At 64.3% G+C, this 17,848-nt stretch carries 19 protein-coding genes; 1 reads left to right on the plus strand and 18 read right to left on the minus strand.

Going from position 1 to position 17,848, the window contains the following annotated elements; all coding sequences use genetic code 11:
* Positions 1 to 25 precede the first annotated feature (25 nt).
* The 6 genes from F6X39_RS24650 to F6X39_RS24675 are packed head-to-tail and all read right to left on the minus strand — an operon-like array spanning position 26 to position 4,665.
* On the minus strand, positions 26 to 769 hold the full coding sequence (locus F6X39_RS24650; protein WP_187618487.1) for an SDR family NAD(P)-dependent oxidoreductase: 744 nt from the start codon (positions 767 to 769) through the stop codon (positions 26 to 28).
* 22 nt (positions 770 to 791) lie between these two features.
* Positions 792 to 1,934 (minus strand): amidase, encoded by a 1,143-nt coding sequence (locus tag F6X39_RS24655; RefSeq protein ID WP_187618488.1) that lies wholly within the window; start codon positions 1,932 to 1,934, stop codon positions 792 to 794.
* The gene (locus F6X39_RS24660) at positions 1,931 to 2,449 is read right to left on the minus strand and encodes a nuclear transport factor 2 family protein (protein WP_187618489.1); all 519 of its coding nucleotides are present in this window, start codon (positions 2,447 to 2,449) and stop codon (positions 1,931 to 1,933) included. Before F6X39_RS24660 ends, F6X39_RS24655 begins: the two co-directional genes overlap by 4 nt.
* A gap of 4 nt (positions 2,450 to 2,453) precedes the next feature.
* Positions 2,454 to 2,831 carry a hypothetical protein gene (locus F6X39_RS24665; protein ID WP_187618490.1) on the minus strand — a complete coding sequence of 126 codons (378 nt, stop codon included), beginning with the start codon at positions 2,829 to 2,831 and terminating at the stop codon, positions 2,454 to 2,456.
* A 53-nt stretch (positions 2,832 to 2,884) separates the two neighbouring features.
* Positions 2,885 to 3,385 carry an aromatic-ring-hydroxylating dioxygenase subunit beta gene (locus F6X39_RS24670; protein ID WP_187618491.1) on the minus strand — a complete coding sequence of 167 codons (501 nt, stop codon included), beginning with the start codon at positions 3,383 to 3,385 and terminating at the stop codon, positions 2,885 to 2,887.
* Entirely contained in the window at positions 3,382 to 4,665 is a 1,284-nt protein-coding gene (locus tag F6X39_RS24675) for an aromatic ring-hydroxylating oxygenase subunit alpha (RefSeq protein ID WP_187618492.1), read from the minus strand. The genes F6X39_RS24670 and F6X39_RS24675 overlap by 4 nt, the downstream gene beginning before the upstream one ends.
* 175 nt (positions 4,666 to 4,840) lie before the next feature.
* Here F6X39_RS24675 and F6X39_RS24680 point away from each other — a divergent pair, with 175 nt between their 5' ends.
* Entirely contained in the window at positions 4,841 to 5,761 is a 921-nt protein-coding gene (locus F6X39_RS24680; RefSeq protein WP_187618493.1) for a LysR family transcriptional regulator, read from the plus strand.
* Positions 5,762 to 5,776: 15 nt separating this feature from the next.
* Here F6X39_RS24680 and F6X39_RS24685 read toward each other — a convergent pair whose 3' ends face one another.
* From F6X39_RS24685 to F6X39_RS24740, 12 genes are all read right to left on the minus strand, one after another.
* Complete coding sequence (locus F6X39_RS24685) at positions 5,777 to 6,745, minus strand: PDR/VanB family oxidoreductase (protein WP_187618494.1); 969 nt, start codon at positions 6,743 to 6,745, stop codon at positions 5,777 to 5,779.
* 73 nt (positions 6,746 to 6,818) lie between these two features.
* On the minus strand, positions 6,819 to 7,244 hold the full coding sequence (locus F6X39_RS24690) for a hypothetical protein (protein ID WP_262414800.1): 426 nt from the start codon (positions 7,242 to 7,244) through the stop codon (positions 6,819 to 6,821).
* A gap of 69 nt (positions 7,245 to 7,313) precedes the next feature.
* The gene (locus F6X39_RS24695; RefSeq protein WP_187618495.1) at positions 7,314 to 8,090 is read right to left on the minus strand and encodes an enoyl-CoA hydratase; all 777 of its coding nucleotides are present in this window, start codon (positions 8,088 to 8,090) and stop codon (positions 7,314 to 7,316) included.
* Positions 8,087 to 9,295 carry a CaiB/BaiF CoA transferase family protein gene (locus F6X39_RS24700; protein WP_187618496.1) on the minus strand — a complete coding sequence of 403 codons (1,209 nt, stop codon included), beginning with the start codon at positions 9,293 to 9,295 and terminating at the stop codon, positions 8,087 to 8,089. The genes F6X39_RS24695 and F6X39_RS24700 overlap by 4 nt, the downstream gene beginning before the upstream one ends.
* A gap of 209 nt (positions 9,296 to 9,504) precedes the next feature.
* Positions 9,505 to 10,407, minus strand: coding sequence for a LysR family transcriptional regulator (locus F6X39_RS24705; protein WP_090808166.1), 903 nt, complete (start codon positions 10,405 to 10,407; stop codon positions 9,505 to 9,507).
* 137 nt (positions 10,408 to 10,544) lie between these two features.
* Positions 10,545 to 11,852 carry an MFS transporter gene (locus F6X39_RS24710; RefSeq protein WP_187618497.1) on the minus strand — a complete coding sequence of 436 codons (1,308 nt, stop codon included), beginning with the start codon at positions 11,850 to 11,852 and terminating at the stop codon, positions 10,545 to 10,547.
* A 171-nt stretch (positions 11,853 to 12,023) separates the two neighbouring features.
* Positions 12,024 to 12,944 (minus strand): LysR family transcriptional regulator, encoded by a 921-nt coding sequence (locus tag F6X39_RS24715; protein WP_187618498.1) that lies wholly within the window; start codon positions 12,942 to 12,944, stop codon positions 12,024 to 12,026.
* A 49-nt stretch (positions 12,945 to 12,993) separates the two neighbouring features.
* Positions 12,994 to 13,698 (minus strand): EthD family reductase, encoded by a 705-nt coding sequence (locus F6X39_RS24720; protein ID WP_187618504.1) that lies wholly within the window; start codon positions 13,696 to 13,698, stop codon positions 12,994 to 12,996.
* A gap of 2 nt (positions 13,699 to 13,700) precedes the next feature.
* Entirely contained in the window at positions 13,701 to 14,222 is a 522-nt protein-coding gene (hpaC, locus tag F6X39_RS24725; RefSeq protein WP_187618499.1) for a 4-hydroxyphenylacetate 3-monooxygenase, reductase component, read from the minus strand.
* A 20-nt stretch (positions 14,223 to 14,242) separates the two neighbouring features.
* Positions 14,243 to 15,460, minus strand: a complete 1,218-nt coding sequence (locus tag F6X39_RS24730) for an acyl-CoA dehydrogenase family protein (protein WP_187618500.1) — start codon at positions 15,458 to 15,460, stop codon at positions 14,243 to 14,245.
* 35 nt (positions 15,461 to 15,495) lie between these two features.
* Positions 15,496 to 16,851, minus strand: coding sequence for an MFS transporter (locus tag F6X39_RS24735; RefSeq protein WP_187618501.1), 1,356 nt, complete (start codon positions 16,849 to 16,851; stop codon positions 15,496 to 15,498).
* Between the two features lie 295 nt (positions 16,852 to 17,146).
* Positions 17,147 to 17,323, minus strand: a complete 177-nt coding sequence (locus tag F6X39_RS24740; RefSeq protein ID WP_187618502.1) for a hypothetical protein — start codon at positions 17,321 to 17,323, stop codon at positions 17,147 to 17,149.
* Positions 17,324 to 17,848 lie beyond the last annotated feature (525 nt).

Genomic DNA, 17,848 nt, shown 5'->3' on the forward strand with positions numbered 1-17,848 from the left:
GGCCGCCTCGGCCCTTGCAGACGCATCAGCGCATGTACAGGCCTCCGTTGACGTCCCAGCAGGCGCCATTGGCGAAATAAGCGTCACCGGAAGCGAGCATCACCGCGACATCGGCAACATACGACGCGGCCCCGAGCTTGCCGACCGGTATCGCTTCGATCACTTTTGCCAGCTTGTCCGCCGGCACGCTCTCGTGAACGATCGGCAAATCGAGCGGCCCCGGCGAGATCGCGTTGACTGTCACACCGCGCGCGGCGAGATCGCGCGCGAAGACCTTGGTCAGCGTCAGTACGCCGCCCTTCGCGGCCGCATAGTGCGCGCCCGTTGCCGAGCCGCCATTCTGCCCCGCCAGCGACGCGATATTGACGATGCGGCCCACGCCGCGCTGCGCGAAGTACTGCCCGAATACCTGGCAGCCGAACAGCACGCTGCGCAGATTCACGTTGACGACCTGATCGAACTGCTCGGCGGTAATGTCCATCACGGGCACGACCTTCGAGGCGCCCGCATTGTTGACGAGCGCGTCCACGCCGCCCCAACGTTCGAGCAACGCGTCGCGCGCCGCCTCGAAGTCCGCCTTGCGCGTGACGTCGAGCCGGATTGCGCAGGCGCTCGAGCCGTCGCTGCTGAGTTCATGCGCGAGCGCTTGCGCGGGTTCGATCGCGATATCGGCCAGCGCAACCCTGTAGCCTGCTTCGTGAAAACGACGCGCGACAACGGCGCCAAGTCCGCGCGCGGCGCCCGTCACGAGCGCGATTCTGTTCGACATGTTGCTGACTCCTTGATTGCGTTCAGGCGGATTGCGCGAGGCGCGCTTCGAGGTGCGCGGCGACCGCGCACACCGTTTCGTCGTCGTTCTTGCGACCGATGATTTGCAGGCCCGCCTTCAGCGTCGAGCGTTCGATCGGAACGGGCAGGCTCAGCGCCGGATGCCCGCTCAGGTTGAACGGCCGGATCAACGACGACATGCCGATCACCGACGTGCCGGCGCGTGCCGCTTCGAGCGTGATCGGCAATGAGGGCAGCGTCGGCAGCACGAGTACGTCGACCCGGTCGAGCGCGCGGTCCACTTCGTCGGTGAAGGTGCGGCGCACGCGTTCCGCCGCGTCGAGATCGGCGGCGCTCGTGGCCGCGGCCGCGCGCAGGCGCGCTTCGATATCGGCGCCGAGCTTGCCGCTTGCCACCAGATGGCCGAATGCGCGCGATGTCTCCGCGTTGATCACCGCGAGGCCGGCCGTGAATGCGTTCTTCAGCGACGCGAGTTCGATCGCTTGCGTGGCGAGTTCGGACTTTCCGACAGCGTCGGCGATTGCTTTGGCGATGTCGTCATCCGCATCGACTGCGACCATGCCAATGCGCAACTGCGAAACGTCTCGACGCGCATCGTCAGCGCGAAACGAAGGATCGATCGCCGTCATCACGCGAATCAGCGTGTCCGTCTCGCGCGTAAACGGTCCAACGCAGTCGAGTGTCGTGACGCGCGGCGCCACGCCGTGCCGCGACACGCGGCCGAACGTCGGCTTCAGGCCGATAACGCCGCAGCATGCGGCGGGGCCGCGGACCGAGCCACCGGTGTCGGTACCGAGCGCGGCGTCCACGAACTTCTGCCCGACCGCCGACGCGGACCCGCTCGACGATCCGCCCGGAATGCGTGCCGCGTCCTGCGGATTGACCGGCGTGCCGGAAAAGTCGTTGATGCCGGTCATGCCGAACGCGAGTTCGTGCATGTTGGTTTTGCCAGTGACGCGCCAGCCGGCGTCGAGCAAACGCCGCACGACTTCGGCGTGCTCCGATGCAAGCGGTGCGTCGGCAAGCGCGCGGCTTGCCGCTGTCGTCGCGTAGCCGGCGACGTCGATGCTGTCCTTGATCGCGATCGTCGGCGCGTCGGCGCTGTCCGTCGCGCTCAGATCGAATGTCTGCAGAAATGCGCTCATGCCGAAACTCCCTGGGCCGGGTTGACTTGCCACGGTGCATCGAAAAGACGCTCGGTACGGAAATGGCGGATCAGCCATGTCGCGCCCGCATCGTGAGTGGCGGGCACGAAGTCGACTTCGAGGCGCGCCGCGATCAGTTCCGCTTTCGCATCGATATAACCCGAAGCCTGCAACATGATCCAGCGACCCTTCGCCGTGTCGCCGTTCACCTCGATATGCTCCGCAGTCAGAAAGTGGACATTGGTCGCGAAGTGCGGCGTGGGCGGCAGATAACGCTGCAGCATCGCGACGATCTGCGCCGGCCCTTCGAGACGCCCGAACTTGTTCGCGTACTGCGGGCCGATGCCTTCCCAGATCGCGTCTTCGGCGAACAGCGCGGCGAGCGCCTCGCCCTCGAGCGCGCGCATGGGCACATCGCACAGCGCCATGTAGCGCGCGATCGTCTTACGCGCCGCGTTCTGTGCTTCTAGCGCTTGGACGCGCGCGAGCAGTGCGTCGATAGCCGGATCGGTCATCGCGTCACGTATGGTTGGCGACCGCTGGCGGCACCGTCAGCGCACGGCCCACGCGCGCCTCGATCTTGCCGTAGCGCCACAGGTTGTAGTCGCCGACCGGCGTCGTCCGATACAGATTGCACACGGCCACCGCGGTATCGAAGTCGGCGACGTCGGCCATGATGTAGAACGTCCACGGCGCGCCATCGGCGTTGCCGACCACGAGCCGATCGTCGTCCATCACGCCCAGCACGCGCACGTTTTCCATCGCTTCGATCGCGTTCAGCATCTTGCCGTACGCTTGCCACACTTCGCCGATCTGTTCGCGCGGCAAGTCGAAGAAGTTCTGCGAGACGCCGCAGCAGAACAGCACACGCAAAGGCAGGTTTCGGTTGTCGCTCATGGGAACGTTCCTTGGTTCGGTTGATAGCCTTCGAGTGTCGGCATGATGACCGGTCAGAGCAGGAAGCCGATCGCGCTCAGCGCATCGGTGGAATCGATCAGGCGGATCACTTTCTCGACGAGACGCGGCTCGCCGCTCGCCATGCTGATCTTGTGCGTCAGATCGGCCGCGAAGATCGTCGACGTGCCCCGCTTGTACGCGATGATGATCTGCGACGACTTCACTTCGACCACGTCCGCGGTATCGCTCGCGAGCGTGAAGCGCGACACCGTGCGCACCGTGCGCGCGGCATCCGACGCGGATGCCGAATAGCCCGACGTCATGCGCTGCACGCGCAGCTCGCGCATGTGCCGATCGTCGTACGCGTAGTTCAGCGTTGCCGCGTAATCGGTCGTGTTCGGATCGATCGGCACCACGTAATAGCCGGCCGGGTCCCACAACTCGAGCCACTCGCGATAGTCGCGTCGATCGAGCAATTCGGCTTCGCGCCAGATGAACTCGATCGCGCGCGCAAAGGTCTGGTGGGAAAAGAGTGCGTTTCTGTCGTCCATCATGCCTGCTCCATCATTGCGCGCCATTGCCTGTAGGCTTCGCGCATGCCGGTTTCATCGGTTGCGTGGGCGGTTTTCTCGCCGTTCGCGGCGGTCGTTTCGCGATTCAGACCGCGATTGACGAGGATCGGTACGTCCGGTCCCGCATGCGAGCCGCGCTGCACGCGCTCCCACGCTTCGGCGTCGTCGGGACTGCCGAAGCCGAACGGGCCCTGGAAGTGCTCGTGAATGCGCAGGCGCACGCGGTTCGCTTCTTCAGGACCGCCGTCCATCGCGAGCGCGACGTGGCGAATCTCCGTTTCCTCGGCCGAAATCGGCCGCAGCACGCGGAAGAACGCCATCGACAGCGCGAGATTCGGGAACAGATTCAGGTTGAAGCCGACGCCCATCAGCGAGCGCACGATGCGGCGCACTTCTTCCGGCGGGTGCTTTTGCGCGAGTTGCGCGGCGAGTTCGCTGAAGCGCTCGGGCAGCGGCGCGCCATCGTCGCGGTCCAGATCAACGATCTCGGGCATCAGCACCGCGAGGCTGTGACCGTTGCCAAGCGAGCGGCAGAACGCCTGGTCGCTCGTCATGAAGCTGGTGATCGCGGCGGCGGTTTCGTCGTCGATCGACTTCATCCACGACTTGTGCACGACCGGGAAGTGGTACAGATCCGTCGTGTTTTCGAGCTGGATCTTCCAGTTGCCCTTGAACTTGAACTTGTGCTCGCCGTTGGCCTTGATCGGATAGCCCGCGCCCTGCTTCATGAACAGGTCGATCCACGGCTTCGCGCCGCCGAGGAAGTCTTCGAGCGGTTCGATCGTTTCGTTGAAGCTCGCGAAAATGAGGCCCTGATAGACGCCCACGCGCAGCTTTTTGAGCGGCAGATCGCCCTTTTCGCATACGCCTTCGTAACCGTCGCCGTACGGCAGAGCGCGCAGCGTGCCGTCGAGCGCATAAGACCAGCTGTGATACGGGCACGTGAAGCCCTTCGCATTGCCCTTGTGCTCTTCGCACACGGTTGCGCCGCGATGCCGGCAGCGGTTTTGCAGTACGTTGACCGCGCCGCTCTTGTCGCGCACAACGATCACCGGCTGCCGGCCGATCGTCGTCGTGATGAAATCGCCGGCCTTCGGCAGCTCGCTGTCATGCGCGACCCAGATCCACGTCTTGTAGAAAATGCGCTCCAGTTCGACTTCGAACAGTTCGGGATCGTAGTAGAGGGAAGGCGCGATGCGATCGGCCTCGGCGCGCCTGGCTAAAGCGCTGGTGTCGATGGTTTGATAGATCGGCGTACTCATCGTATGCGGGGAACAGTTGCGTGGTTGAAATGAAGACGCACATCGACGCGACGAGTCGCGTGCAACACATCAGCGCATCCTCTCGTTGACATCAGTCTCGCTTTGCGACGATCATGCGTCAAATCGATTAAAAACAGGTTGCCGAATAAGTTCGGCTGATATCACAAGAGACCCCATGACCTCCATCGACCACGTCGATCTCAATCTGCTGAGGGTGTTTCAGGCGATCGTCGAGGAGCGCAGCCTGACGAAAGCGGGCGAACGCCTCGCGCTGTCGCAACCCGCGGTCAGCTACTCGCTCGGCCGTCTGCGCACGATGTTCGACGATCCGCTCTTTATCCGCACGCGCGCGGGTATGCAGCCGACCCCCGTCGCGCTCGAACTCGCGGAAATCGTCGGCCACGCGCTCGATACCGTGCGTCAGGCGCTGCGTTACGCGGAACGTTTCGATCCGGCGACGAGCACGCGCACGTTTCGTCTGTCGCTATCGGATGCGGGCGAAATGGCCTATCTGCCCGCGCTGTGCGCGGCGCTGCAGAAGTCCGCGCCGCGCGCGAAGCTGGTCGTCGAGCCGTTGCCGGTGGAGGAGATCGAGGAGGCGCTGCGCTCGAGCCGGTTGGACTTCGCGATCGGCAATCTGCCGTCGCTGTTGCCGCGCACGCGCCATAGCCTGCTGTTCGAGGAATCGTATGTGTGCATGACGCGCAAGCGCCGCGACCTGCCGAGCGGTGACACGCTGAAGCTAGAACGGTTTGTGGCCGCGTCGCACATCCAGGTGCGCTCGCTCGAACACAGTCACCATGCGCTCGACGACGCGCTGCGCGCGCAAGGCGTCGGCCGCAATATCGCGTTCGCGTTGCCGCACTTCGTCGCGGTGCCTGGCGTGCTGGCCGCGACGGATCTGTTCGCGACGCTGCCCGAACGGCTCGCGCATATCCTCAATCGCGGCGACGCGTTCCGGATCTATGCACTGCCCGTGCCGCTGCCGAAGGCCGCCGTGACGATGCACTGGCACGAGCACTTCCACGAAGACGAAGGCATCGCGTGGATGCGCGGCCTCATCGCCGAGATCCTCGCGGGATTCGAGAAAATGTGATTGCGCGCAGGTAAATCAGAGGTCGAGCACGAGCACGGGGGTTCGCGAGCGCGACACGCAGCAGCAGATCACGCTATTGCTCGCGCGCTCGGCCTTGCTCAGGCAGTGATCGCGATGCTCGGGCTCGCCGCTGACCACATCGACCATGCAGGTACCGCACACGCCTTCGCCGCATGACGTGTCCACTTCGATACCGATCGACGCGAGCGCGTCGACGATCGACGTGTTCGCATCGACTCGCACCGTCTGACCGCTGCTCGCCAATTGCACGTCGAAGCTGTCGAGCGACGCTTCGGCCGCAGGAGCCGGTTCCGCCTTGAAACGTTCGAGATGAATCGCCTCCGCGGGCAAGCGTTGCTGGGCGCTCGCTACGACAAAATCCATGAACGGCGAGGGACCGCACGTGTAGACATGCGCGTTCGCGCCTGCATCGAGCAGGCACGCATCGAGCGCGGGTTTCAGCTCCTCGGGCTGCACGCCGAAATGCAGCTTCGCGTGCCGTGCGAACGGCTCGCGCGTGAGCAGCGTCATGAAGGCCGCGTGCGCCTCGCTGCGGGCGAAATAGTGCAGCGTGAAGCGCGCGTGCCGCGCGGCGAGCCGATAAGCCATCGACAGCAACGGCGTAATGCCGATGCCCGCGCCGATCAGGATGTGCTCGTCCGCGCTTTCTTCGAGACGAAAAAGGTTGCGCGGCGCGCCGACCGACAGCTCGGTGCCGACGCTCACCTCTTCATGAAGCGAGCGCGAGCCGCCGCGCGATTGCTCCTCCTTCTTCACCGCGAAAATCTGCGACTCGATACACTCCGGGTCACCGCACAACGAGTATTGCCGCGTGACGCCCGAAGGACTCGTGACGTCGATATGGGCGCCGGGTTCGTAGCGCTCGAACGGCAGCCCGTCGAGCCGCGAAATGCTGAACGAGCGGACGCCGTGCGCTTCTTCGCACAAGGCATCGACCCGAACCTTCAGGGTTTGCGCTTGCATGATTGCCTTCCGATGTATTCCTGGGGGGACGATATGCCGAGATTAGCGCCCCGCATCGAATAAGCAAAATAGATTAAAAAACCGCGCTTGCATCAATGCGATTTATTTTATGCTGAAGTGTCAAGCGCCCGATGCCGAACAGCATCACGCCGATCGACAGTACGAACGTCAGATCCCAGCTGTGCAACCGGTCGGCGACCAACCCGGCGATGACTGGGCTCACGATCGCCGCAGTAAAGCCGGTGCCGCTCATGATGCCGCTGGCCGTGCCGGAGCGGTCGTAGGCGACGTCCATCGGAATCGCCCACATCGGGCCGACGTTCATTTCGTTGAAGAACATCGCCGCGGCAAGGAAGATCAGCGTATTGCTGAGGCCGAGCTCGCTCTTGAACTGCCCCGCTGCCGTACTGATGTTGACGCGATCCACATAGGTGATGAAATACATCAGGCACAACATCACCAGCACGGTGGTGGTGGCCTTCAGCGACAGGCGTTTCATGTGTCGTCCTCCAGATGCGGTTTATTTTTTGTGGTGAAGCCACGCGATTGCGCGCGCGATCCGGGACGCTCAGCCTTTCGGCGTTCCCGAGCCGAAGGCCGCGACGGCGTCGCGGAACCGCTGGCTGCCGTACACCTGCTCGACGAGATCCTCGTCTGCGAGGCTTTGATCGATCACGATGCGCCGCAAGCTCTCCTTGACCGCATGCTGCGTCACGGGCGATAGCGCAACGAGCCGCTCGGCGAGCGCGCACGCCGCGTTGCCGACCTGTTCCTTCGCCGTGACGTCATACACATAGCCGCACGCGTGCGCTTCGGCGGCGCTGAGGAAATCGGAGAGCAGCAGCATCTTCTTCACGCGCGGCACGCCGAATGCCGCCACGAGCCTCGCGAGATTGCGTGACGACAGCGTGTTCGATAACGTCTTTGCGATCGGCGCGCCGAAGCGCGAGCCCTGCGCACAGATGCGGAAGTCACACGCGGTAGCGATGGCGAGTCCGCCACCCACGGCCCAACCGTCGATCGCGGCGACGGTGGGCACCGCAATGCGTTCGACCGCGTCGATCACCTGTTCGACGAGCGCTTCGTATTCGACGCCCTGCGAGCCTGCCGTAAAGTCGCGGAAGTAGTCGATGTCGGTGCCTGAGATAAAGGACTTGCCGCCCGCGCCGCGGAGAACGATGCAACCTACGGTTTCGTCCGCGCGGCATTGGTCGATCAAGGCCAGCAAGGTCTCGTACATCGGAATCGACATCGCGTTGTGCCGCTCGGGGCGGTCGATCACGATCTGCGCGACCGACTCCGTCAGACGTTCGAGCCTGACTTTCTCACTCGTCGCCTCGCTCATTTCGCGGCCCCGTTGATCTCTGCGTAAAGCTCGTCGTTGTGCTCGCCCAGCCGCGGCGGATGGCGTCGCACGCGCTGCGGCGTACCGAGCATCTTGACCGGAAAGCCGATGTTCTTGACCTTGCCTTCAACCGGATGGTCGATCTCCATGCACATGCGGCGATACTGCGCATGTTCGCTGCTGAAGGCTTGCGGATACGACAGGATCGGTCCGGCGGGAATGCCCGCGGCCAGCATCGTCTCGATCCATGCCTCGCAGTCGCGCTGGCCGAACGACTTCTCGAGCGATTCGATCAGCGCTTCGCGGTTCTTCAGGCGCAGCGAAACGGTCCCGAACTCGGGATTCGTCAGCAGATCGGTCCGCTCCAGCAGTTCGCAAAGACGCGACCACAGCTTCTGGTTGGTTGCGCCCATTACGAAGTAACCGTCGCGCGCCTTCACGGCCTGATACGGCGCGCTCATCTTGTTGCTGGTGCCAAGCGGCGTCGGCTCGACACCCGTTCCCCAGTAATCCGACATGTCCCAGATCGAGAAGGCCATCGCCGAATCGAACAGAGACGCGTCGATGTGTTGCCCCTGCCCGGTCTTCTGCGCGCCGATATAAGCGGAAAGCACGCCGTACACGGCGAACAGCGCACAGCCGATGTCCGCCACCGGCACGCCGGCCTTCACGGGCTTGCCGCCTTTGTAGCCCGTCACGCTCATGACGCCGGACATGGCCTGCGCCATCAGGTCGAAGCCGGGGCGCTGCGACCACGGGCCGCTCTGACCGAAGCCCGAGATGCTCGCGTAGACGATCTTCGGGTTGATTTCACGGATCGTCCCGTAATCGATCCGCAGCCGCTGAACCACGCCGGGCCGATAGTTCTCGACGATCACGTCGGCGGTCCTGGCCAGCTTGTAGAAAAACTCGCGCCCGTCGTCGGTCTTCAGGTCCAGCGCGACCGAGCGCTTGTTGCGGTTCATGTTCAGAAAGCCCATGCTGTCCGGGCCTTTCATCTTGAAGCCCATGGCGCCGCGCGTCTGGTCGCCTTCGAGGGGTTCGACCTTGATGACGTCCGCGCCGAGATCGGCGAGCATCATGCAGGCGAACGGGCCGGCCATCACCTGGCTGACGTCGAGCACACGGATGCCCTGCAGCGGCAACGGCCGGTTGTCCGTATCCGCGTCGTCGCTGGATGGTGTTTGTGCGTGGCTTTGCGTCATGTCGTCTCCTGTTTTTCCTGCCGGGCCGCTGTCGCGCGAAGCGCGTCGCGCGGCCGGCCGTTGCAGCACCGTGTCGGCGTGCGTCAACTGTCGCGCACGCGAGGGTGCCGCCGCAAGAATGCGACGGTCATACCTGGTTTCGCAAAAGACGAAGGGGGTGGTGCTTTGCAGTCGAGGGGGTCGAGCGCAGGAACTGCTGCGCCCGCGCTTCAGCGGCCGGCCACGCGCCGTCCGGCCGTGAGCGCGGCTTCGACGTTGCGCAGCGTCTGCGCCTGCGCATGTCCTTCCACACAAGACAGTACGTAGCTACGTTGATGCCAGTCACCCGCGAGCTCGACGACGCCGAGGCCGTCCTCGGGATGGAAGCTGCGCAGCACGTCGGGCGGCATCAGACCCACGCCGAGCCCGTGCCGCACGACGGCGAGCATCGTGTCGAAACCATTGACCAGATAGTCGCAATCGAAGCGGCGGCCGCGGCTGTGAAACGCGCGCTGCACGGCGGCAAGGATTGCCGAGCCCTTGCCGAGGCTGACGAGCGGAAGCTCGAGCAAGGCGTCGAGCGTGATCGGCTGCGGATCAAGATGGAAGTGTGCGCGGCTATAAACGAGCACCAGCCGGTCCTCGCGATAGCGCATTTGCGGCAGATCGAGAAAGCCGCTCTTCTTTTCGTAGATGCCGATGTCGATCATCTTGTCGCGCAACATCTGCTGCACGATGCGGCTGTTCTCTTCGACGATCTTCAGCGAGATGCCCGGATAGGCATTCCGGATCGCGGCGATATCCGCGGCGAGAAACTCGATGATCACGGCTTTCGGCGCGCCGATCACGATGCGTCCGTCGAACCCGCTCACGAGTGCCTGCGCCTCGCTCGCGAGCCGGTCCACCAGCGTGTCGACCTGCTGCAGATAGCCGAGCAGCTTGCCACCCGACTCGGTCATTTCCACGCCGTGCGGTACGCGCCTGAAGAGCTTCGTGCCGAGTTGCTCCTCGAGATCCGACACGCGCCGCGACGCCGCCGCCACCGCGAGTCCCAGCCGGTTGGCCGCCCGCGAGATGCTGCCCTCTTCGACCATCGCGACGACGAGACGAACGGTGGTGGTGTCGACTTTCATGCGCTGACATGAGGACCGGGTCTTTGGGGGAGTGCCATGTTACCGCACTCCTTTACCTCAGACTGCGCGGGCCAAAGCGAAGCCTTCGCGCGATACACGTCACCGCGCGAAGGCTTGCACGCCAGGCAGGCGAAGCATTACGGCTGACGCGTTTCGTGCGTGAACTTCAGCGTGACGACGGTAACGAGACCGAGCAAGATCAGGAACACGGCAACCGGCCAGTAGGCCTGGTAGTGCGCGAGCAGCGCGGTCGCGATCAGCGGCGACAGGCCGCCCGCGAAGATCGACGCGACTTCGTGACCGAGCGCCACGCCAGAATAGCGGACTTCGGTGCTGAACAGTTCGCCGACGAGCGCTGGCAGCGTGCCGATCATCGCGCCGTGGCAGACGGCCGTGCCGAGCAAAAGCGCGAGCCAGATCAGCGGCGTGGACTGCGTGTTGAGCAGCCAGAAGAACGGAAACGCCATCACCACGAGCGACACCGCGCCGATCATATACACCGGCTTGCGCCCGATGCGGTCCGACAGCTTGCCCCACGCGAGCATCGCGCCCATTTCGACCACCATCGCGAGCATCACGCCGGTCAGCATCACCGAATTCGAAATGCCGACGAACTTGCCGTACACGAGCGAGAACGCGAGAAAGATATAGGCGCCGCCGTTTTCCGCGACCCGCAGACCCATCGCCATCAGGATCTCTTTCGGGTGACGCTTGATCGCTTCGAGCACCGGCATATGCGCGGTCTTGCCGGCTTTCTCCGCGTTCTCGAAGTCGCGGCTCTCCGGCAGGTTGTGACGGATGTACACGCCGAGCGCGAAAATCACGATGCTCGCGAGAAACGGCAGACGCCATCCCCATGACATGAACTGATCGTGCGGCAGCGCTTGCACCGCGAGGAACGCGCCCGCCGACAGCACGAAGCCGCCGCCCACGCCGAGCTGACTCCACGCCGCGAAATAGCCGCGTTTTTCGGGCGGCGCGTTCTCGCTGATCATCAGCACGCCGCCGCCCCATTCGCCACCTGATGCGATGCCTTGCAGCAAGCGCAAGCCCGCGAGCGCCGCGGGGGCGGCCAGACCGACGTGCTCATAGGTCGGCAACAGCCCGATGCCGAAGGTCGCAAAGCCCATGATCAGCAGCGTCCAGACGAGCGACGCGCGGCGTCCATAGCGGTCGCCGATATGCCCGAACACGATGCCGCCCAGCGGACGCGCGACGAAGCCGATCGCAAACGCGGCAAACGCCCCGATCGTGCCGATCAACGGGTCCGTGTGCGCGGGAAAGAACAGTTGCCCGAGCACGAGCGCAGCCGCGGTGCCGTACACGAAAAAGTCGTACCACTCCATCGCGTTGCCGGCCACCGATGCAATGATGATTTTCCTGAGTGCGCGATCCGACTCTGCCGTGGCGCGCCCGGCCGCGATCGGGGATTGAACGGAGGACATGTCTGCTCGCATCTGAAGTGGGGGGATGGCGGCCTTTCAGAAAAGGCTTCGCACGATACGCAGTGTCGAGGCGACAGATAGTGGCGTCAAATTAGCCGAAAAGCAGGGCGGGTATCAGTGCAGCTAATATGCCCGGCGTGCCCGGGCACCCGCGGGCAAGCTCACGGGCGCTCAGCGTGCCGGCTGATGAAACATCGTATGGATGGTCTCGCGCAGCCACGCGATGCCGGGGTCCGCCGCGAACTGCGAGTGGCAGTGCACCTGAATTTCGATCGGCGGCAGCGGAAACGGCAGCGGCAGAATCCGGAACGCCTTGCCGCGGTTGAAGCGCTTCGCGATGCTTTTCGGAAAGATCACGGCAAGATCGGTATTCGTCACGATCTCGGGCGCGACGACGAAATGCGGTAGCCGCAGCACGACCTCGCGCTTCAGGTTCAGCTCGTCGAGCCATTGCTCGACCATCCGATGCCCGGTCGCATTGGTGCTCGCGTACACGTAGCGTAGCGCGCTCAGATCTTCGCGGCTCGGCCTCGTCTTGCGCAGCGGATGACCGGCACGCACCACGCACACGTGCTCGTCGACGAACAGCGTCCGGCTCACGCAGCCCGCGTCGAGACCCGGCACATAGCCGAGCGCGAGATCGACTTCGCCGGCGCGCATCGCCGCGCTGACCGACTCGACCGGCACATTGGCAACCTCGATGCGGATGCCGCGCGCTTCGCGATCGAGCAGCGCGGCGAGCGGGGGCAAGAAGTAGAACTCCGACATGTCCGACATCGACACGCGAAACACCCGTCGCGCGGTCGACGGCTCGAACTTCGCCAGCTGCTGCACGGCTTCGTTGATGATCGCGAACGCTTGCGCGAGCGGCGGATAAAGGCGGTACGCGGCATCGGTGGGGACCATGCCGTTGGGCGTGCGAGAAAACAGCGGGTCTTCGAACAGAGTGCGCAGACGGCGCAGCGCATGACTGACCGCCGGTTGCGTGAGACCGAGCCGATCGCCGGCCGCCGTCAGACTGCGCAGGTCCCAGATCGCGAGGAACACGCGCAGAAGATTCAGATCGGCGATGCCGGGATTCAGCTTGTTCATGCGCAGCTCTCGCAAACTAAGGCACGTCGCTGGCCGCGCGACGCGCCGGTCAATATGCGGCGAGGTTACCGTAGATGCTGCGCATTGCAAAATGCGGCGTCGCCCCGCTGTATGGCGGCAGCGCCTGGAAGTCGCGGCGCATCGCATCGCGCACCGGCGACGCGAGCGCATCGGTGAGCGCGCTCGCATCGTCGAACACGACCTTGTTGCGTTGCATCGCGCTCGTGCGCGCAAACGGCAAACCGCTGCGGCTGTCGATGCGCGTGTAGATCTCCATTTCGCGCAGCGCCGGCAATTGCAGCATCAACGGCGGATGATGCGCTAGATAGTGCGTAAGCCACGCGTTGAAGTCTTGCGCGACGCCTTCGTATGCGACCAGATAGGTGCAGCGTTGCGCGTTGTCTTCGACCGACGCAGCCTGCGGTGGCGCGAAGATGCGCACGGCCATCACCTGCTGCGAGAAGCTTTGCGGGCTGAATTCGGCGCGCATGGCCGAATGCAACGCGTGCGCTATCGCGCCGTCAGGTTCGAGCGCGGCTTCGAGCGGCTCGAGTTCGTCGAAGTACCACTGCAGCACGCACGACGGCGCATCCGCCGCCGGCGCGATACGCGCATCGACCTGTCCCGCGATCGGCTCGTGCACGATCAGCTTGCGCAGCCCCGCGACTTGCGTGGCGGCCCGCAGCAGCGCGGGCGGGTCCGTGAGCGATTGCCGCGCGTCGCTCGTGCCGATCAGAAAGAGACAGACCTGCATCGTCATGCCGCCTCGCAAGCCGCGACACCGGCACGCGCAAGCCGATGGAACTGCCTGCCGAAGTAGACGAGGCCATCGCCGTCATCGCGCGTGGCGATCCGTTCGATCCGCACGAACATCACCGAGTGCGAGCCCACCGTCTTGCTGTCGACGATCTGTCCTTCGAGGCTCGCGAGCGCCTCGCCAAGCACCGGAGCGCCGAGCGCTCCCGGCTGCCACGCGCATTGATCGAAACGCGCGTCCATCGAGCAACCCGTCATGCCCGCGAACACGCGCGCCAGGTCCTGGCAGTGCGCGCTGAGGATGTTGATGCACAGGTTCGCGTTTTCGTGCATCACGTCATGCACATAGCTCGATTGATTGATGCACACCAGCATGGTCGGTGGTGTATCGGTCACCGAACAGACCGCGCTCGCGGTGATGCCGCAGCGCCCGCGCGGACCATCGGTCGTGATGATGTTGACGGCCGCGCCGAGGCAAGCCATCGCGTTGCGGAAGTGCGTGCGCGTTTCGTCGTGCGTCATGACAGTCGCTCCTACGTCGCTCAGGGATAGGGCGTGACCGGCGGTATGCCGACGAACAGCGCGCCCGACGCGTCGTAGGTGCCTTCGCCGAGAAACGCGTGCTGCGTGACGACGATCGAATCGCGCACCATCCGCTGCATGCGGCTCTCGCGATAGATCGCGCCGATGCCAGCCATCTTGTACGCCTGCATGACCACCTCGGCGCACGTATGCGCGGCATGCGTCGCGGAGAGCCGCAGCAGATTGGCCTCGCTAGGCGATACGGCGTCGCCCGCCATGACCGTGCGCCACGAAGTTTGCGCCGACTCGAAGAAGAACGCGCGCGCGCTGCGCAGATTCGCTTCCGCCTGCGCGAGACCCGAGCGATAGTACGCGCGGTCGGCAAGACGCGGCGCGCCGGTCGTCGTTCTGGTTACGCCGGACATACCGGCCAGCAGGTCGAGCGCCGCGCGCGCGAGCCCGAGGTTCACCGCCGCATGCACCTGTGCCTGATATGCGACGGCGGGGTAGCGGTAGAGCGGCTCGTCGATCAGCGGCGCACCGCCGCGCACGAAGGTCCATTGCTCGTCGACGAACTTGTTTTTCAGGCGCAGATCGTGGCTCCCGGTGCCTTGCATGCCGACCACGTTCCAGTTGTCGACGATCTCGACTTCGCTCGCCGGAAACACGGCCGTGAACGGCTTGCCCGCGTCCGCGTCGCCGACCTTGCCCGGCGCGCCACCGATGCCGACGCCGATCCAGTCCGCGCCCTTGCAGCCGCTCGCGAAACGCCATTGACCCGACACGACGTAGCCGCCGGGCGCACGCTCGGCGGGTTGCAGGGGATACAGGCCGCCCGCGAAAACCTGGTCCGGACCGGACGCGTAGATGCGGGCCTGAGTCTCGACCGGCAGCGACGCAAGATACGTGTTCGCGGAGCCAAAGGCCGCGACCCATGCGGTCGAACCATCGGCGCTCGCGATGCGTTCGAGCATCGCCAGAAACTGTGGCGGCGGCAGCGCGTCGCCGCCGAAGCGTTGCGGCGTGCTCGCGCGGAAGATGCCCGCGCGCTTCATCTTCAGGATCATGTCGCGCGGGACGTGTGAAACCGCATCGAACTCGTCGCGGCGACGCTCGACTTCGGTGATCAGGTCATCGAGCGACAGCGGGCCCGTGTATTCGGGGTAGTCCTCCTGCGTGTCGATGATGGGTGCGTCGGCGGTGCAAGCGCGGGCGCTGGCGGTATGAACGGCGTGCATGCGCGTTACCTCTTGATTCAGTGATGTGAACGATGTCATTCGGTTTCCTGATGCGCTTCGATGCGCATCGCTTTCGGATAGGTCTCCCGGGCGAGCAGCGTCGCGATCACGGTGATCAGGCCGAGCCCGCCGAGATACAGAGCGACCGGCGTCGCGCTGCGATAGTGCGCGAGCAGCGCCGTGGCGATCATCGGCGACAGGCCGCCGCCGAGCACCGAGGAGATTTCGCGCCCGATGCCAAGCCCCGAGAAGCGCAGATGTACCGGCAACAGTTCGCTGATGAACGCGGGCTGCGCGCCTTCGAGGATGCCGAGCGTGAGGCTGTTCGCCAGCACGAGGGCCGTGATCACTTTCCAGTATTCGCCGGAGCCGAGCAGCGCAAAGTACGGCCATGCGACGAGCACCATCGCGATCGCGCCGGCGAGATACACGGGCTTGCGTCCGACCTTGTCGGTCAGGTAGCCGAAGAACAGCGAGAACGGAATCATCAGCAGCATCGAAAGAGTCAGGCCGCCGAGCATCCAGCTCGACTTGATGCCGAGGAACTGGCCATACGCGATCGAGAACGCGAAGAAGATGTACGACGCACCGCCTTCGCCGAAGCGCAAACCGAAGATCGTCAGCACTTCGCGAGGACATTGGCGCAACACTTCGATCACCGGCATGCGGGTGTCGCGACGCGTTGCCTTCGCTCGAGCGAACGCGGCGCTTTCGCCGACCGAGCGGCGCATCCACAAGCCCAGTGCGACGAGCGCGGCGCTGCAGAGGAACGGAATGCGCCAGCCCCAGCTCAGGAAATCGGCAGACGACAGGTTCTGCACCAGCAGGAACGCACCGGTCGACAGCACGAAGCCGAGCGCCGCGCCGCACGGACTCCATGCGGCGAGCGCGCCGCGCTTCGATTGCGGCACGTTCTCATGGATCAGCAGGATGCTGCCGCTCCATTCGCCGCCCGCGGCGAGCCCCTGCACGATGCGCAGACACACGAGCAGCGCCGGCGCGGCGAGGCCGATCTGCTGGTAGGTGGGCAGCACGCCCATCAACATAGTCGCCGTGCCCATCGCGAACAGCGTCAGCATCGTCACGAGCTTGCGCCCGTAGCGGTCACCGAGATGTCCGCACAGCACACCGCCGATCGGCCGCGCGATGAAGCCGACCGTGAAGCCGCCGAACGCGGCGATGGTGCCGGTGAGCGGATCGCTGCCGACGGGGAAGAACAGCTTGCCGAATACCAGTGCCGCGGCCGTTCCATACAGGAAGAAGTCATACCATTCGAGGATTTGACCCAGCACGGCGGTCGTGACCGCACGTCGTACGCCGCTCGTCGCGGCGGCGGATCGGCGTGATGCGAGCGGGGCGCTCAGATCGGAATTCACGGCGTCAGAGTTCATGGCTCAGGGAGAACGAAGATTGAGGTTCCCGCATGACGATGGCTCTACGCAGCGGGGCGAATCACATCCGGACGACATGGCTGCACGATATGAGCGGCGATAAACGCGGTCAAATTCGGGCCAAAAATGATCGATATGAATGGCGTGCATGGGCGACGCCCGGATCGAGCGACGCGCGAATGGTGAGGAATTCCAGGAGATGGCGCTACGGTGAGGGTTTACGGGAGCGGTGGTTGCGTCGGAACGGCGATGGGGATGAGGTGCGTCGAAGCGCGCAGCACGTGCTTCGCTGGCTTCAGCGTTGCGGTGAACGATTGCGTTTCGGACCAGCGAGCGCGGAGCGCGTCGGTGTCCAGTGCACGAAGAGCACGCTGGAATGCAGGGCTAAAAGTTGAAGTGCGCCTGTTGAGGTGAGGTCTTCCAGGATGGTGAGCATTTCCAGGAGTCGAGAGAACGACGCTTTGTGCGCCATGGTGAGGAGTTCCAGGAGGTCGGCCCCGCATTCGAGACCTCGCGCTCGCGGCAATTGCTCAATCCGGGTAGAAGGGAAGCCTTTGGCTCCCGAAAAACCTCACCTTGGGGGCGATCGCCCACGTTGCTTACGGCTCCCCTCGCTGGCGAGTGTCGATTCCTTCCCCGTCGCCGGGGTGAACCGTCAGCGCAACTCGACTTCCAGGCATCAAAGAAAAACGCCGAGGTTGCGGGCTTTGGGCTATGGCCGGCGGCACGCCCGTAGCTGGCCTTCGACTTTCAACGTTGTGATCTGATGATACCTGAACCGTACAGTTTATTTAACTTGACGCAGACCGACTTCGATAACTATACTGTGCAGTATTGAAAAATCGAGCAAGGGAGCAGGGAATCATGCAGGAGAGATATTTGACAACGCGCCAGACCACCCGGATCGTCATCGTCGGCGGCGGCATCGCTGGACTTCTGCTCGCGACCAGGCTGGGCAACACGCTTGGCCGCAGCGGCCGCGGTCAGGTCACGTTGA

Origin of the sequence: Paraburkholderia sp. UCT2 (assembly GCF_014397665.1) — a bacterium.
Lineage (GTDB): Bacteria > Pseudomonadota > Gammaproteobacteria > Burkholderiales > Burkholderiaceae > Paraburkholderia > Paraburkholderia tuberum.